The organism is Streptomyces sp. NPDC001985 (assembly GCF_040296845.1).
Classification (GTDB): Bacteria; Actinomycetota; Actinomycetes; order Streptomycetales; family Streptomycetaceae; genus Streptomyces.
In genome coordinates, this window is sequence record NZ_JBEOYB010000035.1 from 25221 (window position 1) to 49477 (window position 24257).

Below are 24257 nucleotides of genomic sequence, written 5' to 3' on the forward strand. Positions count from 1 at the left end.
TGTACGGGCCGCGGTCGTTTCAGGCGGCAGAGGCTGGGCTGGCCCAGGTGCGCCCGCAGCCGCCGCAATGGGCGGTCGGGGCGGCGCCGGCGCCTCCGTGGGCAGTGAGCCGACCGCCGCAGTCGGGGCACGGCGGTGCGAGCGCGGCGGTCCGGGCGCCGGTGTCGAGGACCCGTTCGATCCTCTCGACGGCTCCGGCGGCGGTGATGGCGATGCGCTTGTGCTCCGCGTCGGTGAGAGGCCGCTGTGGGCCGGGTATCCCGTCGGCGCGGGCGCAGAGCCAGAGGGCGGCGTCGATCGCGGTTCGGTTGCCGGTGAAGCGCCACCTCTGGGGGTTGTTGCGGTCCTCCTCCGCCAGCTGGTCGCGGCGCGCGCGGTCGGCGGCCGGCCATGAGCGGGGGGCGTCGGTCATTGGGGAGCGCTGAATGTCGGCAGCGAGACGGTCGGCGCATTCGACCAAGGCAGCGGTGACGAGGCGCATGGTGTCGTGGACGGCGAGTCTGATCGGGACGGGTCGTACGCCGATCTGGTCCGGTGAGCGTTCGAGCTGGCGGAGGGCGGCGGCGTGGTGTCGCTGTGCCTCAATCTCCTCGGCGTCGAGTGCGTCGAGCTGGGCGAGGTAGTCACGGAGCCCTTGGCCGAAGCCATGGTGGATCGCTGGGGTGCCGAGGGCTTCGTGGAGGTCGGGCCAGGTGCGGGCGATGGTGCGGAGGTGCTGGGCGGCGGTAGTCATCGAGTGCTCCGGGGTGTGGATGGGCCGGTACGGTGATCCCACCGAGCAGGGGCGCTCCTGGTCTGTGGCGGACGGGGGAGCGCCCCTTCGTCCTGTGTCGGGCTAGCGGTGCAGGGCACCGCGTGGGATAGGCGACGAGCCGATCACCGCGAGTGCTCGGACGGCGGATCGTCCCAGACGATCTCGGTGTGGCCTCCGTGTCCGTGGACGGCGAGTGCGTCATCCAGCGACTGCCAGAACACGATGGACGGTCGATCTCCGAGCCAGCGGATCGACACGGTGCCATCGGCCCAGAGCACGCCGTCGGCGACTCGGCCAGTGCCGGATGCTCCGGTGATGTCTGTGTGGCGCTGGAGATGGAAGCGGCGGGGGTGGGTCACGGGTACCTCCGTAGTGGTCGGATGATGTGGATGCGGCGCCAGGGCCGTGTGCGGGCTGACGAGCGGCGCCATTTCGCGGAGCGCGTCGAGCTGGGCGGCCCGGGCGTACACCTGGATGGCGCCCTGTGCCAGCGACGACGCCCCGCGGGAGGCCGAGCCGGAGCCGGCGGTGACCGCCCGGGCGTAGGCGGCGGCGTCATCGGCCAGCCGTTCGGCGTCGCGGGCCAGTTCCTCGGCTGCGGTGCGGATCTGGGTGTCGGCCATACGCCGGGCCGGGCCATCGACGGGCATCAGGATGTCTCCTTTGGGGTGTCGAGGATGTAGCCGGTGCGGCGCGGCCGGCCGTCGCGGGTAGTCGGGGACTGGTGCAGCGAGCTGACGCTCACGGCGTCGGCTCCTCGGTGACGACGATGGGCAGCACGGTCGCCAGGTGGCTGGCGAGCTGGCTGCGGGCGAGGCCGCGGAACGCCTCGCGCTGGACGTCGTCAGCGATCTCCCACGTGCCGGCAGAGATGGGGGTGCAGTGGGAGTACCGGACGCCGGAGATCTCGATCTCGGCGTGCAGGGCGATGTACCACGGGCCGGGCGTCTCGCGCTCGGGGCCGGTGGAACCGGATGTCCGCCGCTCGGGCTCGTCGTCGCGGCCGAGTCGGTAGCGGGTGCTGATGCTCATGGCGTCTCCTCCTTGGTGCGGTGGGTGTCGGGTCAAGCTGCTGTTTGCTGGCGGGCCCGGCTGGCTGCGGACCGGACGGCTATCTGGGCGAGGCAGGCAGCACAGGGCCGCTCTCCGAGGGCTCGGTGGGTCTCGTAGCCGCGGATCGACCCGCCGGCCGGGAGTGCGTGTTCCTGGGCGAGTACCCGGCGGCGGCGGGCGTCGGTCTGCTCCTCCCGGGCGCGGGTGCAGGTGGTGCAGCGCTCGCCGTGCTTGAGGTGCTCCATGTACGCGGGGCCGTCGCCGCAGGGCCGCCGGATGTGGCCGTGGCGGTCGATCCACCAGCCGGGCCCGCGTTGGGCGGCGATGCGTTCGGTGGGGGTGCGGCCGCCCCACACGCCGTACCTTTCGTCGGCTCCGAGGAGGGCGCAGGGGGCTTGGAGGGGGCAGGTGTGGCAGATGGCGGCGGCGTGCTGCTGGGCGGTGGGGGTGGTGGTCCACCACAGTTCGGGGGTGGTGGTGCAGGGCGGGGTGGGCATGGGGGCTCCTCTCCGGGGGGTTGGTGGTGGGGTGGTTGGTCAGGTGGTGGTGCAGGTGGTGTGGGTGGTGTGGCCGTAGGCGGCCCAGGTGGGGTCGAGTGGGCGGGTGCAGGTGGTGCAGAGGGGGTCTGTGCGTTCCGGCGTTCCCTCCCCGTTCCCCCTCTTCGAGGGGGGAACGTGGGGAACGGGGGGTGTTCCTGGGTGTTCCGCAGGTGTTCCGGGAACCATCTGAGCTGGGGTTTCTTCTGTTCCGGGCGTGTTCCGGGAACGCGTTCCGGGAACGCCCTCGGGAAGGGGCTCGGGGAACGCTTTCGGGGAACGGTCGATACTGGATGATTCCGGACGCGCTTTGCGAATCGCGACGGCGTCGGCGATCTTGGCGTTGCCCGCTGGCACCTGGAGGTCAACGAGGGTTTGACGGACTGCCCTGTTGCTCGCGTCGTTGGGCACGCGCGCGCGGTCGAGGACGCTGATGATGTGCTCCACCGTCCCGGGGACGGCGGCCATGCCGCTCGGGGCCTCGTGGGTCATGACGACGTGCCGGGTGCCGCCGACGGCCCAGTTGTCGCCGTCGCGCTGGGACTGGCGGAGCAGGCTGAAGTGGTCGGGGCCGATGCCGGTGCGGGTGTGGGTGCGCTTGAGGGTGAGGGCGCCGCCGCCTTGGTAGGAGAGTTCCCAGACGTGGTCGACGTCCTGCGTCTTCGCGGAGGAGCCGCGTCCGCCGCGGTCCTTGTCCTTGCCGAAGTGGTCGAGGCGGATGGAGCCGACGCGATCGCGTTTGAGGGGGAGCAGGGTGTGGCGGTACAGCCCGAGCCAGGTATCGGCGTCGTTCTCGGGGCCGGAGATGAAGCGGGAGACGGTGTCGATGACGACAAGGTCGGCTTCAGTGGCTTTCACGAGGGCGAGAAGGTCGGCGCCGCCGGCGGCGGTGTCGAGGGGGCGTACGGGTGGGAAGGAGGCGTACTGGAGTTCGCCCATGGTGAGCGGTCCGGCGCCGAAGGACAGGAATCGTTCCTGTACCTGTTCCTGGCCGTTCTCGGCGTCGAGGTAGAGGATGCGCACGGGGGCTTGTGGCTTGTCTCCGAGGAAGGACTGTCCGGTGGCCATGCGCCACATCCATTCCTGGCAGAACAGGCTCTTGCCCGCTTTGCCGTCGCCGACGACGGTGATCTGTTGGCCGGGGCCCATGAGCTTGCCGGGGAGGAGCTGGATGGCTCCGAAGTCGGTGGCGAAGAAGGTGCCCCAGTTGAGGATGGCTGCGACGAGGTGTGCGGGGCCGTGACCGGTGGACTCGCGGAGCTGCTCGGCGTGGGTGAAGTCGGCGACGAGGGCGTCGAGGTCTTCGCCGGGGGCGCCGCTGAGCACGGCCGACTTGAGCCGGTTGGCGTGTTCGTCGTAGCGCCGCTTGCGGGCGGCTTCGGAGATCTGTTCGGCGAAGTGGGGGGCGCTGGTGGCGGGAAGGTAGTCGGCTCCGAGTCTGTTGATGGTGTTGCCGCCCTCTACCTCGCGGAGACGGCCGAGGTTGTCGATCTCGGCGCGTATGAGGACGGGGTGGGGCGGGGTGCCGGCGGCGACGAGTCCGGCGACGGTGTCCCAGAGGAGCCGGTGGGCGGGGTGGTAGAAGTCGTCTCGGTCGATGATCGCGGCGCAGGCGTGGTAGGCGGCTGCGTCGTGCATGACGGCGCCGATGACGAGCGCTTCGGCTTCGGTGTCGTGAGGGGCCTGGGTGCTGAGGACGTCGAAGTCCGCCGGGTCCGCTGGGTCGCGGTGGTTCATGTGGCGGACGTTCTCCACGGTGCGGGCTCCTCAGTTCAGAACAGGGTGGTGGGGTCGGCGGGTGGGCAGCGGTGTTCGGTGACGATCTGGTGGCCGCAGGTGCGGCTCCAGCAGCGCCAGCGGAGTTCGGGGGGCCGCCAGGGGCCGGTGAGCAGGCACCAGGTGAGCCGGTTGGGTGCGCGGTGCTCGTGCTCGCGGGCGGGATCGATGGGGGTGAGGTCCGCGGTGACGTGGAGTGCGGCTACGCGGCCGACCCATTGGCGGAGGATGGGGGCCGTGCACGCCGGGCACCGGGAGTCGGCGGCGCCCGGCGTGCGACGGCCGGCCATCAGGCGCTCTGGGCGTCGCTCTGGAAGAGCGTCCCGCTGCTGGTGCGCCGGTCGTACATCTCCCGCTGGATGCCGCGGAGTCGTCCGCCGCTGATCTCGTCTCCGGCGACTTCGATGCTGGTGATGCGGACCTTGACAGCGGGGGCCTTGTCCTCATCGGGCCCAGGCTCGGTGCGCTCGACGTGGGCCAGCTCAACGACGGCCATCCACCGTCCGCGCCGCTGACGGAACATCTCGGTGGCGTGTGGTTCGAGTGCCTCGGCTACGTCGGTGAGGACTTTGGAGTCGAACTTGATGTCGGCGTCGATGTGGATCATGCGGCCTGCCTTTCGGTGGTGGGTGCTGCCGCGGTGCAGCGGGCGGCGTGAATGGTGCGGACCGAGTCCACGAAGCGCTGTACGGTTTCGGCGCCGGTGACGGGGCCTTCCTGCTGGTGGCAGAGGAGGCAGGTGTAGACGGCGCGGGGCTGGCGGGTGTAGTGGATGTGGCCGGCGCGCTGGCCGTGGCGGATCTCGCGGCCGTCGCCGAGGTCGACGGCGAGTGCGCCGGTCAGGGTCTGGCGCCCGGTCATGACGCCTGCCCGAAGATCGCGGCGAAGGCCGTCTTGTTGCGGGCGCGCATGGGCTGGTCTTCGACGCAGCCGGGGGCGACGCAGCGCGGGTAGTCGCAGCCGGCGCGGACCTTGCCCACTGGCTCGCGGCCGTGCCGGATCTGGAACGCGATTCGCAGCGCGGTGTGAGTACGGCAGCGGTGATCGAAGACCGCAGTCCCGAAGGTGTCCCTGCGGCCGGTCCACTGGAGGTGGACGCCGTCTGGTGTGGTGCGGGCCCAGTACGCGGCCTCGGGGGATGCGAACACCGGGCTCCGGCCACGGCGGGTCTTCGGGATGCCGAGATCGGTGCGGATCGCGGCGATGGTGTGGGGGTCGACGTGGGTCCGGCGGGATATGTCGGCGTTCGAGTGCCCGGCGCGCAGGAGCGCAGCGATGTGGGTCGCGCGGGGCTTCACTGGGTCACCACCGTGGCGCGGTCGGGCCAGCGCACCGAGTCGAGCGCCCGCCGGCGGTCGTCGCCGACGACGGCGAGCGGCCATCCGAGCCAGTGCACACCCATCGCCATGAGGATGTAGGCGTCGGCCTCGTCGTACCGGGCGGTGCCCTCGGTGTGGATGCCGTAGGTCTTGGCGACGGCGGTGCGGAGTGCGCCCTTCAGGGCGTCCCCGCGGAGCCGGGCTCCGGTCGTCTCGTCTTTGGGGGCGGCGGTGCCGACGGCGTAGATCATGCGCTGGCCGGGGGTGATGACGGCGTACGGGATGCGGCGCTTCCAGAGGTCGTGGCGGACCATCCAGCGCATCGCGGCGAGCGCGTCGGCGCCGCTGTTGTTGTGGCCGTAGGCGGCGCCCTCGATCACCACGAAGTCGGCGTGACGGATGTGGTCCCCGATGCCCGCGAGCTGCTGCTCGAACCTGCTGTGCTGGCTGGTGCCCTTCGCCTTGACGTGGTCGGTCCAGCCCTCTCCGGCGATGCCGGTGATGCCCATAGCGACATCGAGGCCGATGACCCGGGGCCGGGGCCGGGGCCGGGGCCCGGCCGTGGCCGGGAGGGTGGGCATCCCGGCCACGGGGGTGGTGGGGGCGGTCACTGGACACCGCCTCGGGGGTGGGGGATCAGCGGCCACTCGGTCCGCACGCCGGCCGCCCACGACTCCTTGCCGGGCGTCCGGGCGAAGTACGCGGCCAGGGATTCGGCCTGCTCGCGGGCCCACTCGATCTGCCGGCCGTGGAGGACATCGAGCGCCGCGCCGCCGATCTCCGGCACGCCCTGTCCGATACGCCATGCGACCCTGCATGCGGCGATGGCGTCGGCGTCTGCCGAGTGCGCCCCGTCCAGCGGCACGCGGTAGGTGCGGCAGAGGTCGTCGAGCTTCCGCCCACCCCGCCGGTACGGATCGGTGTGCTTGTCGAGGACCCGCGGATCGATGACACGCAGCTGGTCGCCGACGATGTCGGTCAGCGGCTGGACGCCGTGCCGGCGCGCCTCGCGGTCGAGCATGGTGAGGTCGAACGCAGCGTTCATCGCCACGACGGGTATGCCGTCGCGGACGACCTGGGTGAGCGCGGCGATGACCTGCTCTACGACCTCGGCGGCCGGGCGGCCGTCGGTCCGGGCCTGGTCGGTGGTGATGCCGTGGACGGCGGCCGCGCCATCGGGGATGTCGATGCCGGGGTCGGCGAGCCAGGTCGCGGAGGCGGTGGGCTGGCTGCCGCCGCACTGGACGACGCAGGCGGTGACGATGCGGTCCTGCTCGGTGTCGACGCCGGTGGTCTCCAGGTCGAAGCCGCACATGCGGCCGAGGTGCCAGGTCATGCGGCACCGCCCTGGATGCGCTCCTGGCCGATCCGGAACAGGAACGCGCCGAGCTGCTCGTCCTCGTTGACCTCGTTCACGATGATCGTGCCGTAGATGCCGTTCTGCTTGATCTCGTAGTTGATCTGTGCGAGCCGCTGCCGGGAGGTTCCGGGCTTCAGGATTTCGTCGCGGTAGTCGGTCGCAGTCGGCAGCGGGTCCGCGCCGCGGTCGACGTGCGAGGCATCAGGGTCCTTGTCGTGCGTCGGCGTCAGCCCGCCCGTCAGCAACAGCACCCGCAGCGCGACAGACTGCGCCTTCGCGGTGCCCTTGTCGGCCGAATCGAGGGCTTCGCCCCGGGTCTTCAGCAGAGCGGGCAGGGTGTCGCCCATCGGGCCCAGGATCATCCAGGACACGGTGACGGTGCACTCGCGCATCTTGTTGCCCTTGGACGTGGTGGTGTCCCGGTGCTCCGCCTCGATGCCGACGGGGAAGACGTTGACGCCGTGCTTCAGCGTGACCGGCCCGAAGGTGTTGACGACGGTGTCGACGCCGCGGAAGTTGAAGCGGGTTCCGCCACCGTTGTACAACTCGCCCTTGGCGATGGCCCGGACTTCCTTCCGGACCCGCAGCCACGCGATGTGGACGGGCACCATCTCCGGGTCGTCGTCGCCGGGCTCGTAGTCCGCCAACGGGTCTGACAACGGGCTCTGCTCTATATCTGTGCTGAGTGGCGTGGTGTCCACATCTCGGCCGGCGGCTGCGGCTGCGTTCTCGCGCAGTCCCATGTCAGATCCCCTTAAAGGTCTTGGCGATGTCGAGGCGCTCGCCCGGTTTGGCGATGACACAGGCCGCGTAGGCGTCCGGGTAGCGCTCGGCGAGGAGTTCGAGATCGACCGCCGGGCGCCCGGCCGTCGGCTCGACGGAGAAGGCGCGCTCGCCGCCGATGAGAGCCTGCTGCGCCGGGCCGAGGACGGCGAGGAGCCGGGCCCGCGCGGTGGCCTTCGCCTTCTTCGCCGCTCCCTCGGCGGTGCGCTCGCGCTCGTAGTCCGCGAGGGCGTCGAGGGCGTCGCCGTGGCGGTCGATGTCCACCGCGCCGGCCCGGGTCGGGTGCATCCGCCGGAACATCGCGGCGAGTGCGTCACCGTCGCCGGCAAGCGGCGGGGGCACGGCGGCGCGGACGTGGTCGAACCAGAACCGGTCCACGGCGGCCTCGATGTCGGCGGTGACGTCCGCGTACTGGTCCGCGCGGACCACGCCCTGGTGATACTCGTTGCCGCCGATGAGGACGGCGTAGTGCATGTGCTCGTAGCCGCAGACGCTGATCTGGTGGAGGATCTGCGCGAGGACGTCGTCAGGCGGTCCGGCGTGCCACCGCGCGGCCTTGAACGCGGAGCGGGTCTTGACCTCCAGCGCGCACGGGATGCGCCCGTCTTCGGCGAGGGGGCATTCGGTGACGCGCCGGTCGAGGGTGGTCATGCGGTGGGGGTGGTCGACGTGGGCGACGAGTCCGACGCGGCGGATCACGCTGCGGTTCCGCATGGCCCAGTGGCGGGCGACGGGCTCCTCGTGGATGGTGCCCCAGAACGCGGGCTCGCCTGCGTCGTCGGGGAGTTCGCCGCGCTTGTCGAGGTAGACGTGGGTGGGGGTGCGCTCTTTGACGACGCCGAGGAGGGCGGGGGTGTCGGAGGAGCCGATGCCGTAGGTGCGGGCTCGGAGCCAGTCGGCGCGGTCGGCGTCGGCGGGGAGGATGAGGCGGCCGGTGGGTGTGACCCGGCGGCCGGGGGCCGGGCCCGTGGTGGGCCCGGCCATCGGTGTCATCGTCACTCGTCAGCCTCCTCGTCATACACGGAGGCCACGGTCAGCGACATCACGACGTAGCCCGTCGTGTCCTCGGCGCCGCCGATCTCGGCAACCAGCTCGGCGACGCCGTCCTCGTCGTCCTCGATCCAGTCCAGAGCTCCCTCGTCGCCGATCTCGCGGCGGACGTACGCTTCGCAGTGCGCACGCGCGGCAGCGGCCGTGGTGTAGAGGCCCACCCCGATCGAGTCGTGCGATGCGCGGTAGACGGTGAGCGGAGTCGACTCGGCCGGGCTGGTGGACTCGCCCGGCTGGGTGTCCTTCCCTCCGGCGGTCTCGTCGGCCATGCGGCGGAGTTCGTCGGCGGCGGCGCGCCACTCGCGGGCCGCAGCGTGCTCGGTCGGCGACCAAGCCGATGCCGTCATGCACTCGGCAGCCAGATCGAGCTGGTCGGCAGCCTCCCGCAGCACCTCGGCGCGCTCGGCGTCCAGCGCCTGCTGCACGAGAGCTTCCGCCGTGTCGTGCGAGTAGCCAAGACGGACGACTAGCTCAGCGACGAAGGATCGGGGGTCACGGGCGCTCATGCGGCACCTCGCTCGGAGGTCACCGCGCGGGGCCCGGCGGCGGCGATGAGCCGCTCCGCCAGCTCGCGGGCTTTCGTCCCGTACAGCGGGACCCTGCTGGAGGCGCGGCCCGTGAGGTCGGCCACCAGCTCCTCGAACGGGAGCCGGCCCTCGGCGGGCGCCCGGGTTTCGGTCGCCAGGTCCACCAGCCGGTCCCACAGATCAGCGTCGGCCGGGTCGAGGAGCGCCTCCAGGACGTCGGCGATCGCCAGCGAGGTGAGCGCGGACAGGTCGAGCACCGGTCCGCTCGGGGTGGAGTCGATGTAGATCGGGATCGGCCCGGACACGGCACGGTCAGACATGGGAGTCTCCCAGAGGAGTCGGGTGGCAGTAGCCACAGCGCGCGGTACCGGTCGGCACGGGGCGCGGGCACGCGGTGCAGGTGGAGAGGGTGATCAGGGACGGCACGGCCGGCGCCTCAGCGCGGTGGTGGATCAGGTGCGCCAGCGCGGGCAGAGCGCGGAACACCAACGCGAGCCCGATGCCGTATGCGCAGAGCGCGACGATCACGATGCGGGTCACGAGCATCACCGGTCACCGCCCTCGGGGGAGGTCACGGAGAATGACGCGCAGGGGCAGATCAAGATCGGATCGCCGAGCTCTTTCGGCAGGTGAGCCCAGCGCTTCGTATCACCGTGGTGGTGATCCACACCGGTATGACCGCAGGAGCACAGAACATCCCGCGCAGGCAGCGCCTTGTCCCGCCGGGGCGGAGGCGTAGTCCCTGCGTATGCGGCCCCGCCGTCAGCGGCGACCCGCACCGCCTCCACCGTGAAGGGCCCGCCGGAGACGATCCCGCGCCGCGCCGCGGCGTCGCACACGTCGTGCACCGCCCCCACGCAGCCGCGCAGGAACGCCAGCTCCTCGGCGACCGTGGGCTCCAGGCCCACGTACTCCGCGAGTTCCGTCTCCAGCTCCGCGACCCGGCCCCGGAGACGGTCCAGCTCAGCCGTCTCGTCGGCGGCCCGACCGATTGCGGTGTTCCGCGCCCGCTCCATCGCGATCAGGTCCCGCGTCCGCTCACCCAGCAGCGCGGTCCCGCGCGCACCGCGATTGGCGAGCTCGGCGTTCTCGGCCTTCAGCCGCGCCCCGTACTCCTTGCGCCCGCCGGCTTCCCGACGCAGCTTCCGCGCCATCGACTGGACCGCGAGCAGCAGCTCCGTCCGCTGCTCCAACGTCTCCCGCAGCTCCACCAGCTCGCCCGCTGTCTCCGGGGACTGGAGCAGACGCGCCGCATCCAGAGCCGCCGCGATCGCCGCCGCCGAGAGCTGGCCCTGCTCCTGCGCCGCCTGGATCACACCAGCGGCCGCACGCATCGCCCCGCTCACGCCGCCACCGCCAGGGCGCGCGCCAGCTCCGGCATCACGGACTCGCCCACCGGCAACGGCACCGACACACGGATCGGGACTCGGGCCCCAGAGGCCCCCGGTGGGGTGAAAGTTCGGAGGCTCCACAGCTGCACGCCCTCGAACGGCACGGACCGGTGGATCTCTCCGCCGAGCGCCTCCAGCCAGCACCCGAGGTCATCCGCCTTCGCGACGGACACGTAGACCGCCTCCGGGCGGGCCACGACGGTGGGCGCCGGCAGGGGCAAGTAGCCGAGCATCGCGGTGATCGCCGCGCGGTGATCGGCGGCCGCACGCAGTGCCTCGGCCGCCTGAGCGGTCCACGCGCTGGGCAGGCTGGCCGTCGCGGTCATCGGAGATCACCGGGGCCCTGGGCGGGCCGCCGAGAGCGGCCGAGGGATGTGATGATGGAGGACATGTGTCCGTCCTTTCGATCGGTGTTGCGATCGGAATGGGTGTGATGCGCAGGGGTCGCGTACGGACCAGGCCCGGTCCGGGGCGGCCCCGACTCTTTTGGGTCAGCCAGCGCGGCGAGGCTTCTTGATCGAGAGCGGCTGTACGTCGAACTGCTCGCCGAACGCGCGGACGTGCTCGATACGGAAGGTGATCCGACCGCCCCACCGGGAGAAGGGGATGCGGCGGGCGTAGGCGGCCTCGCGGAGCATCCGGGCGGTGGTGGGGAGCCGGAACGGGCCGTTGGGATCGACCAGCTCCTCTGGCGTGTAGTGCCTGATCAGAGCCTCGTCGGGGGCAGTTTCGCGCCCCTGGGTGATCGTGCTCACTGCGTCTCCTCTGGAGGATCGATAGCGGCAGTCGGCACCCGCAGTGCTTCAGCGATCCGCCGGATCTTCTCCGGGGCAGGTCGCCTGACTTCTCCGCGCTCCAGTCGCGAGAGGTAGCCGCGAGTGAGGCCGGTCTTCGTCTCCAACCCTCGAAGGCCCAGATTCTGAGCTTCCCTGAGGGCTCGCACTGCTGCGCCGTTCACTGTCACACCCAGAATCTAAGGGTTGCACCCCCAAGGTGCAAGCAATGTGCCTACGATCTACCCACAGTTTCCGTGGGAACAAGCGTCCGCATGCAACCTCGGGCCACAGTTTCTGAGCCATGCGCCCAGGTCACACGCCCGAAAGCTGGCTGTGTGGTTGCATAAAACTGCGGCAAGATGTGGAGGCATGACATGGAACTGGCCAGCGCTCGGTAACCACCTGCAAGCAGCCCGAGAAGCGCGCCGCATGACACAGCCGCAACTCGCGGACCGGGTAGGCGTCTCCCTGTCGACCGTGCAGTCCGTCGAGGCCGGCAAGCCGTTCGCCAAAGTGACGCCGACGATCCGAGCCATGGCTCGGATCGTCGGCTGGACGGAGGACTCCCCCGAGGCCGTGCTCGCGGGTGAAGAACCGTCCTATGTGGAGGACTACCCCCGCGCGGGCGGGGATGAGCCTCCCCAGGAGGAGCAGGAGACACCCGCGCTCCCCCCGCTCATTGCCGAAGAGCTGCGGGAGGGGCAAATCCTGGGGTCGGGCGTCTACGACCTGACCCAAGAGGGATCATCAGCCCAGCTGATCGTGATCGTTAAAGGCCCGTCGGATGCCACCCCTGAAGACATGCGTCGCTATGCTCAAGCCTGGCGCCAAAAGGACCGAGCCCTAAGGAAGTTGGAATCCGGCGAAGGGGATTCGACTTCCTGACAGTTCATCATTTCAAAAAAGCACTCCACAGAAGCGGAAGCATATGATTGCATGATCCCACCAACGAGGGGGCCACCTTCGTATCTTGGGGGGCATTGTCATGCATATGCGCGTCCGCGTGGTGCGCAGTCACAAGATCCCGTCCGGGACAGTGACCGCAGAGGACACCTACACCGAAGAGGCAGAGGCAGCAGGACTGCGACAGCCGATTGAGACAGTCCTCGGTTTCAACGAAGATGATCTCGCCCCGACTGTCGTGGACGAACTGTCCGCCGGGTTCACCATCGAGGCTCAGGGTTGGTACGAGGTAGTCGACCCGTCACTACTCGCCGCCCTGCCTCCAGCGCCTCAGATCCGTGTCATCCGCCGCCGCGATCTCCCCCAAGGCGCCCGTGTGATGATCCAAGACGCCCTGGATGTCGTCACCATCGTCTTCCACGAGGACGAGATCACAGAGGCCGGCCGACGTGCGTACGAGAGGTTCCTCATCAAGCGCTCCAAGACGTGGGTGCGCCGGGAGGGGATCTAGGTCGTGGCTCACGCCGAGAAACGATGGTCCGAAAAAGACAAGCGCTGGTACTGGCGAGTTAAGTACAAGTTGCCCAATGGCAGATACGGGTCGACAAGCAGAGATGATGCTGGCAACCGCTTCACAACGGAGAGGTCAGCCGAAAAGTATGGCCACGCGCAGGAGACCGACGTACACCGCGGCACCTTTATTAACCCTCGCGACGGCGATAGGACGCTCGCTCAATGGGTTGCGATCTGGCTGAAGGCCATCGACGTCGGACCGCTAACGGAGAAGGAGTACCGCCTTCGAATCAAGAATCACATCCTTCCGGAGTGGGGTGCCGTAAAGATCAGGGAACTTTCCAGGGCAGAGATCGCGGCATGGGAGAAGGAGCTGCGCTCTCGTTTCTCGAAGAACTACGCGGACGGCATCATGTCCACGTTTCGAACTCTGATGGAAGACGCCGTCAGCGAGAGGCTTCGTGCCGACAATCCCGTTGGCACCCGCAAGGGAGGGCGTCGGGGGCGGTACGTTCCGCGCACCACGGCTGAGGAGAGGGTCACGGCAACGCCTCGCCAGGCCCTTCTCATCGCGCGCAACGGGCTGGCGATGCACGGCATCAACCAGTACGCCCTCGTCCTGACGTCCGCGTACACCGGTCTACGGATCGGCGAGGTGGCCGGGCTCCATCGGGACCAGCTGCAGCTCAAAGACGCCGGCGCTGGAGCACGGATCTTCCTGCGAGACCAGGCGCAGTACGTCCATGGGGCCTTCACCCAGATTCCGGCGAAGTACGACTCGGGACGGGGGCTCATCATCCCGCCGTTCCTGGCCAGCCTCCTCAGCCAGGTCATCGGCTATCGGCCGGCCGGGGAGTGGGTTTTCACCGCCCCCAAAGGAGGCCGTCTCCTGCGGGGTGGCGACTGGTACTCGTATATATGGCATCCCATGTGCGTTGGCCGAGCACCACGCGGCATAGTGCGAGGGGCCAAGGCCCGGCTGGGCATCCGGCCTGTGACGGGGACAGAAGGACTCACCCCTCACGGTCTGCGGCACAGCCAGAAGGTGTGGCTTGACGAGGGCGGCCACCCCCGAGTAGCGGTAGAGGCTCGCATGGGACATGTGCTGCCGGGCGTTGAGGGGACGTACTCCCATGTGACCGTCTCGATGGAGCTGGCGATCGCGGCGCGTCTTCAGCACCTCTGGGAGAGTTCACTCAAGGTGGTACCGGATCGTCGTGAGTACGGCCCCTATCCGCCCCTGGCACCCGGTCGGCGGAAACGATCTCCCAAAAATCTCCCAGAAGCTCTGGCCGCTGCCCAGCGATGTTCGGCAGCGCCATCAGCTGGCTCAGTCGGCGGCACGATGGCTAGCCACTGACCTGGTGAAAGTCAGCGGATCGGGAGGCCGGAGAGGGTGCGGGCGATGACCAGGCGCTGGATCTCGCTGGTGCCCTCGAAGATGGTGTAGATCGCCGCGTCCCGGTGCATCCGCTCCACCGGGTACTCACGGGTGTAGCCGTTGCCGCCCAGGATCTGGACCGCCTGGGCGGTGACCGCGGTGGCGGTCTCGCTCGCGTAGAGCTTGGACATGGAGCCCTCGGCCGAGGTGAAGGGCTTTCCGGTGGCCGCCATCCAGGAGGCGCGCCAGACCAGGAGGCGGGCCGCGTCGATCCGGGTGCGCATGTCGGCGAGCTGGAAGGCGATGCCCTGGTTGTCGATGATCGGACGGCCGAACTGGGTGCGGGTGCGGGCGTAGTCGAGGGCGACCTCGTAGGCGGCGCGCGCGGTGCCGACCGCCATCGCGCCGACGGCGGGGCGGGAGGCCTCGAAGGTGGCCATGGCGGCGTTCCTCAGCCGCTCGCCGCCGCGCCCCGGGCCGTCCGCGCGGCACTCCCGGGCGCGGGCGAGGCGTTCGTCCAGCTTCTCCTTGCCGCCGAGGAGGCAGTGCCCGGGGACCCGGACGTCCCGGAGGACGACCTCGGCGGTGTGGGAGGCGCGGATGCCGTGCTTTCTGAACTTCTGGCCCTGGGTGAGGCCGGGGGTGCCGGGCGGGACGACGAAGGAGGCGTGGCCCTTGGTGCCGATCCCGGGGTCGACGACCGCGACGACGACATGGACACCGGCGATGCCCCCGTTGGTCGCCCAGGTCTTGGTGCCGTTGAGCACCCATTCGTCCCTGGCCGGGTCGTGCACGGCCCGGGTGCGCATGGCGCCCACGTCCGAGCCGGCGTCGGGTTCGGAGGAGCAGAAGGCCGCGACCCGGACATCGTCGGCGTCGCCGTACATCTGGGGTATCCAGGTGCCGATCTGTTCCTCGGTGCCGTTGGCGAGGACGCCGACGGCGGCCAGTCCGGTGCCCACGATGGAGAGGCCGATGCCCGCGTCGCCCCAGAACAGCTCCTCCATGGCCAGCGGGATGCCGAGGCCGGTGGGATCGAAGAACTGCTGGGCGTAGAAGTCGAGCGAGTAGATGCCGGCCCTGGCCGCCTCCTGGATCACCGGCCAGGGGGTCTCCTCGCGCTCGTCCCACTCGGCGGCGGCCGGGCGCATGACCTCGGCGGCGAAGCCGTGGAGCCAGTCGCGGATCTGCGTCTGGTCGTCGTTGAGTTCGAGGGTGAACCCGGCCATGTCCCCTCCAGCGCTGCGGAGCCCCCGGACGGAGGCACTGGACGTTACTTGCGGTAACGGCAGTGTGTTGCCGGTGGGAAGGGTGTGTCAACCGGGACGGGACCGATCCCCCGGCCGGGTGCGGAGTGTTAGTTTGCGCAGGCGTGACGCAATCGCTCGGGCGGGGAGATGCACCGATGGAGATCACACAGCAGTCCTCCGATCAGGCTCGGCCGGCCGATCAGCGCCGCCGGGAGCTGCTGGAAGCCGCGGACCGGGTGGTGCTCCGGGACGGCCCGAAGGCCTCCATGAACGCCATCGCGGCGGAGGCGGGGATCACCAAGCCGATCCTGTACCGGCACTTCGGCGACAAGGGCGGCCTCTACCGGGCCCTGGCCAAGCGCCACACCGACGCGCTGCTCGACTCCCTGCGCGCCGCGCTGGACGCGCCGGCGGACCGGCGGGAGCGGATCGAGGCGACGCTCGACACCTATCTCGCGGCCATCGAGACCCGGCCGCAGGTGTACCGCTTCCTGATGCACCCCGCGGAGGACACCCAGCAGCCGGAGCCCGGCTCGCCCGAGGCCGGCTTCGACGTGGGCCGCCACTCGGCGCCGCTGCTGCGGAGGCTGGGCGAGGAGCTGGCGAAGGTGATCCACGACCGGGTCGACCTGGGACCCGACGGGGAGCGGCTGGCCCGGGTCTGGGGCCATGGCATCGTCGGCATGATGCACGCCGCCGGGGACTGGTGGCTGAACGAGCGCCCCTGCTCGCGCGCGGAGTTGGTGCGCAGCCTGGCGGATCTGCTCTGGGGGCGGCTCGCCGCGGTCCCGGACCGGGCGGGCGGGCCCGGCTTCTGACACCCGTCCGATCCACCCGCCCTCCGGCGCCCCCTCCGGCCCGCCCGCGCCTTCCGGCACCCCGCCCGATCCACCCGCCTTCCGGCACCCCCTCCGGCCCCGTCCGCACCGCGGACCCGGTGCGGCGCGGCGGTGCTCAGCGGTCGCCGGGGCGGGACCAGGGCGCCCGGCGGGCCGAGCGCAGCAGCCGGGAACGGCGCAGCCCGGTGAGCCGGTCCGGATAGACCAGCCCCTCCAGATGGTCGTACTCGTGCTGGAGGCAGCGGGCGAAGAAGCCGGTACCCGCCACCCGCACCGGCGTACCGTCCATCCGCACCCCCTCCACCACCGCGTGGTCGAACCGCTCCGTCCCCGCTTCGAGGCCCGGCAGCGACAGACACCCCTCGGGGCCCCGCACCACCACCCCGTCCGCCTCGGTCAGCCTCGGATTGACGACATGTCCGAGATGGCGTACATCGTCGTCGTCGGGGCAGTCGTAGACGAAGACCCGCAGCCCCACGCCGACCTGGTTGGCCGCGAGCCCCACACCCTGGGCGGCGTACATCGTGGCGTACAGGTCCTCGATGAGCCGCCCGAGCGCGGGACCGAAGTCGGTGACACTCTCACAGGGGCTGTGCAGCACCGCGTCCCCGAGCAGGCTCATGGGCCGCACGAGTCCGGAACTGCCGGGGATCGGCCGGTTTCGCATGGCGCCAAGCCTACGTTCAGCCGGGGGTCCGGCGTTCCGGGCGGTGCCGAGGTTCGGGGGCGGGTCCGGACGTGGATAGGCTTGGGCCGACCGATGCAAGGAGGATCAAGGACGATGTCAGGCAACTCGGAGCCACTGACGCCGCGCGCCAAGCTCGCCGTGACGGCCGGCAGAGCCGCAGCGGCGGTCTCCCGCGCCGCCGGACGCGGCAGCGGCTCGGTGATCGGCGGCCGGGTCGCGCTCAAGCTCGACCCGGATCTGCTCGGGCGGCTGGCGCAACACCTGGACGTCGTCCTCGTGTCGGCCACCAACGGCAAGACCACCACCACGCGACTGATCGCCGAGGCGCTGCGCGCCGCGGGCCCGGTCGTCTCCAACGCGCTGGGCGCCAATATGCCGGCCGGTATCACCTCCGCCCTCGCGGGCGGCTCGGATGCCAAGTTCGGTGTGATCGAGGTGGACGAGAAGTACCTCGCCGGGGTGGCGCGCGATGTGACGCCCAAGGCGATCGCGCTGCTCAACCTCTCCCGCGACCAGCTGGACCGCGCGGCGGAGACCCGGATGCTCGCGGAGAAGTGGCGGGAGGGGCTGGCCGGCTCCAAGGCGGTCGTGATCGCCAACGCCGACGACCCGCTGATCGTCTGGTCCGCCTCCTCCTCCCCGCACGTGGTGTGGGTGGCGGCCGGCCAGGAGTGGAAGGACGACGCCTGGTCGTGCCCGTCCTGCGGCGGTGTGATGCAGCGCCCGGGCGATGACTGGTTCTGCGGCGAGTGCGGCTTCCGCCGCCCCACCCCGAGCTGGGTGCTCAGCGGCGACTACGTCCTGGACCCGCACGGTTCGGCCTGGCCGATCCGGCTCCAGCTGCCCGGCCGCGCCAACAAGGCCAACGCCGCCACCTCCGCCGCCGTGGCCGCCTGCTTCGGCGTTCCGCCGCAGGTGGCGCTGGAGCGGATGTACTCGGTGCAGGCCGTGGCCGGCCGCTACGACGTGGTCAGCTTCCTGGAGCGCGATCTGCGGCTGCTGCTCGCCAAGAACCCGGCGGGCTGGCTGGAGACCTTCTCCCTGATCGACCCGCCGCCGACCCCGGTGATCCTCGCGGTCAACGCCCGGGGCGCGGACGGCACCGACACCTCCTGGCTCTGGGACGTCGACTACACCCGGCTCGCGGGCCACCCGATCTCCGTGATCGGCGACCGCAGGCTCGACCTGGCCGTCCGGCTGGAGGTCGCCGGCCTGGACTTCCGGGTGTACGACACCGTGGACGACGCCGTGCGCAACGCCCCGCCGGGACGGATCGAGCTGATCGGCAACTACACCGCCTTCCAGGACGTGCGCCGCCGCGTCGGCAACTGATCCGACGAGCCGCAGAGACTTTAAGGACATCACAGACATGAGCGACAGCAGTCTGCGTCTGGTCTGGGTCTACCCGGACCTGCTCAGCACCTATGGCGACCAGGGGAACGCCCTGGTCGTGGAGCGCCGGGCCCGGCAGCGCGGGCTCGATGTGCAGCGAGTCGACGTGCGCAGCGACCAGCCGATCCCGACCTCGGGCGACATCTACCTGATCGGCGGCGGCGAGGACCGCCCGCAGCGGCTGGCCGCCGAGCGGCTGCGCCGGGACGGGGGGCTCGCCCGGGCCGCCTCCAACGGCGCGATCATCTTCTCGGTCTGCGCCGGCTACCAGATCCTGGGCCAGGAGTTCATCAACGACCTCGGTGAGCGCGAGCCCGGCCTCGGGCTGATCGACGTGGTCTCCACCCGGGGCGAGGGCGAGCGGTGCGTCGGTGACGTACTGGCCGATATCGACCCCCGTTTCGGGCTGCCGCAGCTGACCGGTTTCGAGAACCACCAGGGCGTCACCCACCTCGGCCCCACCGCCCGCCCCTTCGCCCGGACCCTCATCGGCCGGGGCAACGGCACCGGCGACGGCACCGAGGGCGCGTACAACGGCACCATCTTCGGCACGTACATGCACGGCCCGGTCATGGCCCGGAACCCGCAGATCGCGGATCTGCTGCTGAAGCTGGCGCTCGATGTCAACGCGCTGCCGCCGACGGACGACCGCTGGTACGAGGCGCTGCGCGACGAGCGCATCGCCGCGGCGACCCAGCCCGCCTGAGGCCGGCCCGCCGAGGGCTCCCGGGGCGTCCCATCTGATGGGACGCCCCATTCGGTTCCCGCCACCGACCGCCGGTAGGGTGACGGAAAACCAGCCGGACGACGTGGTCCGGGAGTCGGCCCACGTTGCAAAGGTATTTCGGGCAATGCGCATTGGTGTGCTCACCTCCGGCGGCGACTGCCCCGGCCTGAACGCCGTCATCCGCTCCGTCGTGCATCGCGCTGTCGTCGACCACGGTGACGAGGTCATCGGCTTCCACGACGGCTGGCGGGGCCTGCTGGAGTGCGACTACCGCAAGCTCGACCTGGACGCCGTGAGCGGCATTCTCGCCCGGGGCGGCACCATCCTCGGCTCCTCCCGGGTCCGCCCCGAGGATCTCCGCGGCGGGGTGGAGCGCGCCCTGGGGCACGTCGCCGACCTGGGGCTCGACGCGATCATCCCGATCGGCGGCGAGGGCACGCTCAAGGCGGCCCATCTGCTCTCCGAGGGCGGTCTGCCGATCGTCGGGGTGCCCAAGACCATCGACAACGACATCGCGTCGACCGATGTCACCTTCGGCTTCGACACCGCCGTGGGGGTCGCCACCGAGGCGCTGGACCGGCTGAAGACCACCGCCGAGTCCCACCAGCGGGTGCTGATCGTGGAGGTCATGGGCCGGCACACCGGCTGGATCGCCCTGCACTCCGGCATGGCGGCGGGGGCGCACGCGATCGTCGTGCCCGAGCGGCCCTTCGACATCGGCGCGCTGGCGAAGCGGGTCGGCGCGCGGTTCGAGGCGGGCAAGCGGTTCGCGATCGTGGTGGTCGCCGAGGGCGCCAAGCCCGTCGAGGGCTCGATGCGCTGGGACGAGGGCGGCAAGGACGTCTACGGCCACGAGCGCTTCGCCGGGGTCGCCCGCCAGCTCTCCGTGGAGCTGGAGGAGCGCCTCGGCAAGGAGGCGCGGCCGGTGATCCTCGGCCATGTGCAGCGCGGCGGCACCCCGACCGCGTACGACAGGGTGCTCGCCACCCGCTTCGGCTGGCACGCGGTGGAGGCGGCGCACCGGGGCGAGTTCGGCATGCTGACCGCGCTGCGCGGCACGGAGATCGTGATGGTGCCGCTGGCCCACGCCGTGGAGACGCTGAAGACCGTCCCGGCCGAGCGGTACGCCGAGGCCCAGTGCGTGGTGTGAGCCCCCGGCGGCGGTGAACCGCGCGGAACCGCCCCCGGTCGTGATCGCGGCCGGGGGCGGCTCTAGTCTGGTTCCGGCAAGCCGCACAACCAGGACGAAACAGGAGCCGGCGGATGGATCACAGCGGGCACGGCACGTCGATGGACCTGCCGCCGTTCACGCTGGGGCGGGGGCTGGAGTTCTCGCCGGACGCGTTCTTTCTGACCGGCTGTCTGCTGGCGCTGGCGCTGTACGGATGGGGGGTCCTGCGGCTGCGCCGGCGCGGGGACGCCTGGCAGCCGGGCCGCACCCTCTTCTTCGTCGCCGGTGTGCTGACCGTGGCGCTCGCGATGTGCACCAAGCTCAATGACTACGGCATGGTCATGTTTAGCGTGCACATGGTGCAGCACATGATCATCAGCATGGTCTCCCCCATTCTGCTGCTGCTGGGGGCACCGGTCACCCTGGCGCTGCGGGCACTGCCGGTCGCGGGGCGGGGCCGCACGGGGCCGCGCGAGCTGCTGCTCGCCCTGCTCCAGAGCCGCTATATGAAGATCGTGACCCACCCCGCCTTCACCATCCCGCTCTTCATCGCGAGTCTGTACGGGCTCTACTTCACCCCTCTCTTCGATCTCCTGATGGAGTCGAAGCCCGGCCATATCGCGATGATGGTGCACTTCCTCGCCACCGGTCTGGTCTTCTTCTGGCCGATCATGGGAGTGGACCCGGGGCCGCACCGGCCCGGCTATGTGATGCGGATGCTGGAGCTGTTCGCGGGCATGCCGTTCCACGCTTTCTTCGGCATCGCGCTGATGATGGCGAGTGAGCCGATGGTCGGCGCCTACGCCAGCCCGCCGGCGTCCCTGGGCATCGACGCGCTGGCCGACCAGAACGCGGCGGGCGGGATCGCCTGGGCGTTCAGCGAGATTCCCTCGGTGCTGGTGCTGATCGCGCTGGTCTTCCAGTGGTACGGCTCCGAGCAGCGCCAGGCGCGCCGGACCGACCGGGCGGCCGACCGGGACGGCGACAAGGAGCTGGCGGCGTACAACGCCTATCTCGCCTCGCTCGAAGCGCGCGGCCGGTAGCGCGAACCGGGGTCTCCGGGTGACGATGACCTTCAGCGGCCACAGCGGCCCAGGAGGGCGCATATGTCCGGTTCGACGAAGGCGATGGGCGTGCTCACGGTCTCGACCCTGGTGGTCGTGACCGCGTACACCGCGGCACTCGGCAGCAATGGCTGGCTCTGGTTCGGCTGGGTGGTGCTCGGCCTGGTGACGATCGGGGTGGTCACCTCACAGCGCACCTGACAGCGCGCCCGGCGCCGTTCCCGGCCCCTGGCGGGCCGGTACGGCGGCGGGCAGCGGCCGGGTCTCCGGCGCGGGGCTTCCCGGCGCCGGGGAGGTCAGCGGCGTCCGTTCGGCCCGCTTCACCCGGCGGCTGAACCAGATGACCTTGCCGGTGGCGGTGGCGCAGGTGCCCCAGCTGTCGCTGAGCAGCACGACCGCGGCGAGCCCGCCCCTCGGCGGGCAGGAGCTGGTCAGCCGGGGCAGCGCGCGACCGCTGTCGGCGACCGAGACGGTGAGACGGCGGCCGGTCCGGCGCAGCTCCACCACACAGGTCTTGTCCCCGGGCACATGCCGGACGACATTGCCGATCAGCTCGTCGACCGCCCGGCAGACGGGCACGATATGCGATTCGAGCCTCCAGTACCGCAGATGCGCCGCGAGAATGCGCCGGATCTGCGGAATCCGCTCGATGGATGCCCGTACCTCCACGACGTACCGGCAGGCGGCCTGAATCTGCATGACCGTGGCTCCTCACCGCGACCGGGTCCTCTCGTCGGCCACAGGGTCCCCGAGTGCGGAGAGTGACCCCTTGTCGCTTTCGGGTCACTGACCAGCGTGACCCGGGGTGGAGCCGTCCGCAACACAGCGCGGTCGGGGCCGGGACGGGACAAGCGCCGGAAAGGATGATCCCTCCCCCACTACCATCGGTGCGGCCCGCGCGAAGCGGCCCGAGAGGAGAGAAGGGACACCGTGACACACACCGACGACACCGGTGCCGGCACCGGCATCGACACCGGTGCCGGTACCGGCGGGACCGGCTCCGGCACCGAGGCCGCCGGCGGCACCGCCACCGGAGCCGCCACCGACGCCGCCGCCCGGACCCGGGAGCGGGTGGCCGGCTACCGGCGCCGGTTCGACGCGCTGTTCGCGGCGTACTTCGACGGACTGCGGGAGTCCCTGGACGCCCCCGGCCTCTCCCGGTTCACCCCGCGCTGTCTGGATCTGCTGCGGGACCACTCCCTGCGGGGCGGGAAGCGGCTGCGGGTGGCGTTTCTGCACGAGGCGGCCCGGCTGGTGACCGATGACGACGTCCCCGGTCTGGACGCCGCCGCGCTCAGTGTCGAGCTGCTGCACACCCACGGACTGGTGCACGACGACCTCATCGACGACTCCCCCGTCCGCCGGGGCGGCCCCTCGGCGTACTACGCGTACCGCGAGGAGTTCCCCGGCCACCCCGGGACCGCCCTCGGACTGACGGTCCTGGCGGGCGATCTCGCCGCCTTCCTCTCGCTGCGGGTGCTGCTCGACGCGGAGCTGCCGTCCACGCTGCGGCAGGCGATGCTCGACGTCCAGGTCCGGGCGGCGTCCGACGCGGTTCTGGGCCAGATCGTCGATCTGGAGCGGGACTTCCCCCCGCTGCCCGGCGAGGACTTCCTGCACACCGTCTCCGAGTACAAGTCCGCCCGCTACTCGATCCTGGCACCGCTGCGGATGGGCCTGATCGCCGCCGGCGCGAACCCGGCCCGCCATGACGCGCGGCTGCGGCGGTACGCGGTGCTGGTGGGGATAGCCGAGCAGATGCGGGACGACTATCTGGACCTCTTCGGCGACGAGGAGACCACGGGCAAGCCCGTCGGGACGGATCTGCGCGACGGGCGCCACACCTACACCGTCCGCGCCCTTCTGGACGGGACCACCGGCGCCGAGCACTCCGCCGTGACCTCGGCCCTGGGCGATCCCCACTGCCCGGCGGAGACCGTCGAACGGCTCCGGGACCTCGCCCGGGCCCGGGGCATCGACGCCGCCCTCCGCTCCCGGACACGGGAGTACGCGCGGGCGGCGTCGGCCGAGGCCGCGTCCTGGCGGCCGTACTGGCGGGAGGACGCGGTGGCCTTCTTCGAGACGCTCCCGCTGTGGGGAGCGGAGCGGACGCGCTGACGGCCCCGGCCCGGGGCGCGGGCCTGCTTGAGTTTCCCCCGCGCCTGGAGGAACGTAGCCCTCGCCCGGATTCACCCCAGCAGGGAGACCCCTCGGTGTTCTACCACGTGCTCAAGTACGTCCTTCTCGGGCCACTGCTGCGCTTGCTGTTCCGGCCCCGGATCGAAGGGCTGGAGCACATCCCCGAGGAGGGCGCGGCCATCGTCGCCGGGAACCATCTCTCCTTCTCCGACCACTTTCTGATGCCCGCGATCCTCAGACGGCGCATCACCTTCCTGGCGAAGGCGGAGTACTTCACCGGCCCGGGGGTCAAGGGCCGGCTGACCGCCGCGTTCTTCCGCAGCGCGGGGCAGATCCCGGTGGACCGCTCCGGCAAGGAGGCGGGGCAGGCGGCGATCCGTGAGGGGCTCGGGGTGCTGAGCGGGGACGAGCTGCTCGGGATCTATCCGGAGGGGACCCGCTCGCACGACGGCCGGCTCTACAAGGGCAAGGTCGGGGTGGCGGTGATGGCGCTCCGGGCCGGGGTGCCGGTGATCCCCTGCGCGATGGTCGGCACCTTCGAGATCCAGCCGCCCGGCCAGACCTGGCCGAAGATCAAGCGGGTGACCGTGCGTTTCGGGGAGCCGCTGGAGTTCTCCCGGTACGCGGGCATGGAGAACGAGAAGGCGGTGATCCGGGCCATCACCGACGAGATCATGTACGCGATCCTCGGGCTCTCGGGACAGGAGTACGTGGACCGGTACGCGGCGGACGTCAAGGCGGAGCTGGAACAGGCGAGGAAGGCCCGCGGCCGGAAGCGGGACGGGGGCCGGGACGGAAGCCGGGAGAGCGCCCGGGACGGGACATGACACAGGGGCCGCCGGTGACGGCGGCCCCTGTCCCGGGT

At 70.8% G+C, this 24257-nt stretch carries 34 protein-coding genes; 11 read left to right on the forward strand and 23 right to left on the reverse strand.

Annotated features, from left to right (window positions below; translation table 11 throughout):
• Positions 1-19 precede the first annotated feature (19 nt).
• From ABT122_RS17595 to ABT122_RS17690, 20 genes are all read right to left on the reverse strand, one after another.
• Entirely contained in the window at positions 20-733 is a 714-nt protein-coding gene (locus ABT122_RS17595) for a hypothetical protein (RefSeq protein ID WP_351552276.1), read from the reverse strand.
• Positions 734-876: 143 nt separating this feature from the next.
• Positions 877-1404 carry a hypothetical protein gene (locus tag ABT122_RS17600; RefSeq protein WP_351552279.1) on the reverse strand — a complete coding sequence of 176 codons (528 nt, stop codon included), beginning with the start codon at positions 1402-1404 and terminating at the stop codon, positions 877-879.
• Between the two features lie 91 nt (positions 1405-1495).
• Entirely contained in the window at positions 1496-1786 is a 291-nt protein-coding gene (locus ABT122_RS17605; RefSeq protein WP_351552282.1) for a hypothetical protein, read from the reverse strand.
• Between the two features lie 32 nt (positions 1787-1818).
• Positions 1819-2304 carry a WhiB family transcriptional regulator gene (locus ABT122_RS17610; protein WP_351552285.1) on the reverse strand — a complete coding sequence of 162 codons (486 nt, stop codon included), beginning with the start codon at positions 2302-2304 and terminating at the stop codon, positions 1819-1821.
• Positions 2305-2343: 39 nt separating this feature from the next.
• Positions 2344-4098: an AAA family ATPase gene (locus ABT122_RS17615; RefSeq protein ID WP_351552288.1), complete on the reverse strand. Its 1755-nt coding sequence runs from the start codon at positions 4096-4098 to the stop codon at positions 2344-2346.
• A 17-nt stretch (positions 4099-4115) separates the two neighbouring features.
• Positions 4116-4409: a hypothetical protein gene (locus ABT122_RS17620; RefSeq protein WP_351552291.1), complete on the reverse strand. Its 294-nt coding sequence runs from the start codon at positions 4407-4409 to the stop codon at positions 4116-4118.
• Positions 4409-4726, reverse strand: coding sequence for a hypothetical protein (locus ABT122_RS17625; RefSeq protein ID WP_351552293.1), 318 nt, complete (start codon positions 4724-4726; stop codon positions 4409-4411). Before ABT122_RS17625 ends, ABT122_RS17620 begins: the two co-directional genes overlap by 1 nt.
• Complete coding sequence (locus ABT122_RS17630; RefSeq protein WP_351552295.1) at positions 4723-4980, reverse strand: hypothetical protein; 258 nt, start codon at positions 4978-4980, stop codon at positions 4723-4725. Before ABT122_RS17630 ends, ABT122_RS17625 begins: the two co-directional genes overlap by 4 nt.
• The gene (locus ABT122_RS17635) at positions 4977-5417 is read right to left on the reverse strand and encodes a hypothetical protein (protein ID WP_351552297.1); all 441 of its coding nucleotides are present in this window, start codon (positions 5415-5417) and stop codon (positions 4977-4979) included. The genes ABT122_RS17630 and ABT122_RS17635 overlap by 4 nt, the downstream gene beginning before the upstream one ends.
• Entirely contained in the window at positions 5414-6049 is a 636-nt protein-coding gene (locus ABT122_RS17640) for a hypothetical protein (protein WP_351552300.1), read from the reverse strand. Before ABT122_RS17640 ends, ABT122_RS17635 begins: the two co-directional genes overlap by 4 nt.
• The gene (locus ABT122_RS17645; RefSeq protein WP_351552303.1) at positions 6046-6774 is read right to left on the reverse strand and encodes an exonuclease domain-containing protein; all 729 of its coding nucleotides are present in this window, start codon (positions 6772-6774) and stop codon (positions 6046-6048) included. Before ABT122_RS17645 ends, ABT122_RS17640 begins: the two co-directional genes overlap by 4 nt.
• Positions 6771-7457 (reverse strand): ERF family protein, encoded by a 687-nt coding sequence (locus tag ABT122_RS17650; protein WP_351552306.1) that lies wholly within the window; start codon positions 7455-7457, stop codon positions 6771-6773. Before ABT122_RS17650 ends, ABT122_RS17645 begins: the two co-directional genes overlap by 4 nt.
• Before the next feature lie 85 nt (positions 7458-7542).
• The gene (locus tag ABT122_RS17655) at positions 7543-8574 is read right to left on the reverse strand and encodes a YqaJ viral recombinase family nuclease (protein WP_351552443.1); all 1032 of its coding nucleotides are present in this window, start codon (positions 8572-8574) and stop codon (positions 7543-7545) included.
• A gap of 2 nt (positions 8575-8576) precedes the next feature.
• Complete coding sequence (locus ABT122_RS17660; RefSeq protein ID WP_351552309.1) at positions 8577-9137, reverse strand: hypothetical protein; 561 nt, start codon at positions 9135-9137, stop codon at positions 8577-8579.
• Complete coding sequence (locus ABT122_RS17665; protein ID WP_351552312.1) at positions 9134-9478, reverse strand: hypothetical protein; 345 nt, start codon at positions 9476-9478, stop codon at positions 9134-9136. Before ABT122_RS17665 ends, ABT122_RS17660 begins: the two co-directional genes overlap by 4 nt.
• Positions 9471-9698: a hypothetical protein gene (locus tag ABT122_RS17670; protein ID WP_351552315.1), complete on the reverse strand. Its 228-nt coding sequence runs from the start codon at positions 9696-9698 to the stop codon at positions 9471-9473. The genes ABT122_RS17665 and ABT122_RS17670 overlap by 8 nt, the downstream gene beginning before the upstream one ends.
• Positions 9699-9703: 5 nt before the next feature.
• Entirely contained in the window at positions 9704-10492 is a 789-nt protein-coding gene (locus ABT122_RS17675) for a hypothetical protein (protein WP_351552318.1), read from the reverse strand.
• A gap of 8 nt (positions 10493-10500) precedes the next feature.
• The gene (locus ABT122_RS17680) at positions 10501-10875 is read right to left on the reverse strand and encodes a hypothetical protein (protein WP_351552321.1); all 375 of its coding nucleotides are present in this window, start codon (positions 10873-10875) and stop codon (positions 10501-10503) included.
• Positions 10876-11040: 165 nt separating this feature from the next.
• Positions 11041-11304: a hypothetical protein gene (locus ABT122_RS17685; protein WP_351552324.1), complete on the reverse strand. Its 264-nt coding sequence runs from the start codon at positions 11302-11304 to the stop codon at positions 11041-11043.
• Complete coding sequence (locus ABT122_RS17690) at positions 11301-11513, reverse strand: helix-turn-helix domain-containing protein (protein WP_351552327.1); 213 nt, start codon at positions 11511-11513, stop codon at positions 11301-11303. The genes ABT122_RS17685 and ABT122_RS17690 overlap by 4 nt, the downstream gene beginning before the upstream one ends.
• Before the next feature lie 181 nt (positions 11514-11694).
• Between ABT122_RS17690 and ABT122_RS17695 the strand changes: the two genes are divergently transcribed.
• From ABT122_RS17695 to ABT122_RS17705, 3 genes are all read left to right on the forward strand, one after another.
• Positions 11695-12210: a helix-turn-helix transcriptional regulator gene (locus ABT122_RS17695; protein WP_351552330.1), complete on the forward strand. Its 516-nt coding sequence runs from the start codon at positions 11695-11697 to the stop codon at positions 12208-12210.
• Positions 12211-12316: 106 nt separating this feature from the next.
• Positions 12317-12739, forward strand: coding sequence for a hypothetical protein (locus ABT122_RS17700; protein WP_351552333.1), 423 nt, complete (start codon positions 12317-12319; stop codon positions 12737-12739).
• A gap of 3 nt (positions 12740-12742) precedes the next feature.
• A complete protein-coding gene (locus tag ABT122_RS17705; RefSeq protein WP_351552336.1) occupies positions 12743-14101 on the forward strand; it encodes a tyrosine-type recombinase/integrase in 1359 nt (452 codons plus the stop codon).
• Between the two features lie 11 nt (positions 14102-14112).
• On the opposite strand, the gene ABT122_RS17710 is transcribed toward ABT122_RS17705, so the two are convergent.
• Entirely contained in the window at positions 14113-15351 is a 1239-nt protein-coding gene (locus ABT122_RS17710; protein ID WP_351552339.1) for an acyl-CoA dehydrogenase family protein, read from the reverse strand.
• A 176-nt stretch (positions 15352-15527) separates the two neighbouring features.
• Here ABT122_RS17710 and ABT122_RS17715 point away from each other — a divergent pair, with 176 nt between their 5' ends.
• The gene (locus tag ABT122_RS17715) at positions 15528-16190 is read left to right on the forward strand and encodes a TetR/AcrR family transcriptional regulator (RefSeq protein ID WP_351552342.1); all 663 of its coding nucleotides are present in this window, start codon (positions 15528-15530) and stop codon (positions 16188-16190) included.
• A 136-nt stretch (positions 16191-16326) separates the two neighbouring features.
• On the opposite strand, the gene def is transcribed toward ABT122_RS17715, so the two are convergent.
• Positions 16327-16878, reverse strand: a complete 552-nt coding sequence (gene def / locus ABT122_RS17720) for a peptide deformylase (RefSeq protein ID WP_351552345.1) — start codon at positions 16876-16878, stop codon at positions 16327-16329.
• Positions 16879-16992: 114 nt separating this feature from the next.
• Between def and ABT122_RS17725 the strand changes: the two genes are divergently transcribed.
• The 5 genes from ABT122_RS17725 (at position 16993) to ABT122_RS17745 (ending at position 21454) form a co-directional block, all read left to right on the forward strand.
• Complete coding sequence (locus tag ABT122_RS17725) at positions 16993-18231, forward strand: MurT ligase domain-containing protein (RefSeq protein WP_351552348.1); 1239 nt, start codon at positions 16993-16995, stop codon at positions 18229-18231.
• A gap of 37 nt (positions 18232-18268) precedes the next feature.
• Positions 18269-18997, forward strand: coding sequence for a type 1 glutamine amidotransferase (locus ABT122_RS17730; protein WP_351552351.1), 729 nt, complete (start codon positions 18269-18271; stop codon positions 18995-18997).
• A gap of 145 nt (positions 18998-19142) precedes the next feature.
• On the forward strand, positions 19143-20168 hold the full coding sequence (locus ABT122_RS17735; RefSeq protein WP_351552354.1) for a 6-phosphofructokinase: 1026 nt from the start codon (positions 19143-19145) through the stop codon (positions 20166-20168).
• Between the two features lie 113 nt (positions 20169-20281).
• The gene (locus ABT122_RS17740) at positions 20282-21232 is read left to right on the forward strand and encodes a cytochrome c oxidase assembly protein (protein ID WP_351552357.1); all 951 of its coding nucleotides are present in this window, start codon (positions 20282-20284) and stop codon (positions 21230-21232) included.
• A 63-nt stretch (positions 21233-21295) separates the two neighbouring features.
• Positions 21296-21454, forward strand: coding sequence for a hypothetical protein (locus ABT122_RS17745; RefSeq protein ID WP_351552360.1), 159 nt, complete (start codon positions 21296-21298; stop codon positions 21452-21454).
• Here ABT122_RS17745 and ABT122_RS17750 read toward each other — a convergent pair.
• Positions 21440-21952 (reverse strand): ATP-binding protein, encoded by a 513-nt coding sequence (locus ABT122_RS17750; protein WP_351552363.1) that lies wholly within the window; start codon positions 21950-21952, stop codon positions 21440-21442. The two genes, ABT122_RS17745 and ABT122_RS17750, sit on opposite strands and share 15 nt — an antisense overlap.
• Positions 21953-22324: 372 nt before the next feature.
• On the opposite strand from ABT122_RS17750, the gene ABT122_RS17755 reads away from it, so the two are divergent.
• Together ABT122_RS17755 and ABT122_RS17760 are read left to right on the forward strand one after the other, a co-directional pair.
• Positions 22325-23371: a polyprenyl synthetase family protein gene (locus tag ABT122_RS17755; RefSeq protein WP_351552446.1), complete on the forward strand. Its 1047-nt coding sequence runs from the start codon at positions 22325-22327 to the stop codon at positions 23369-23371.
• A 95-nt stretch (positions 23372-23466) separates the two neighbouring features.
• On the forward strand, positions 23467-24219 hold the full coding sequence (locus ABT122_RS17760; protein ID WP_351552366.1) for a lysophospholipid acyltransferase family protein: 753 nt from the start codon (positions 23467-23469) through the stop codon (positions 24217-24219).
• The last annotated feature ends 38 nt before the right edge of the window (positions 24220-24257 follow it).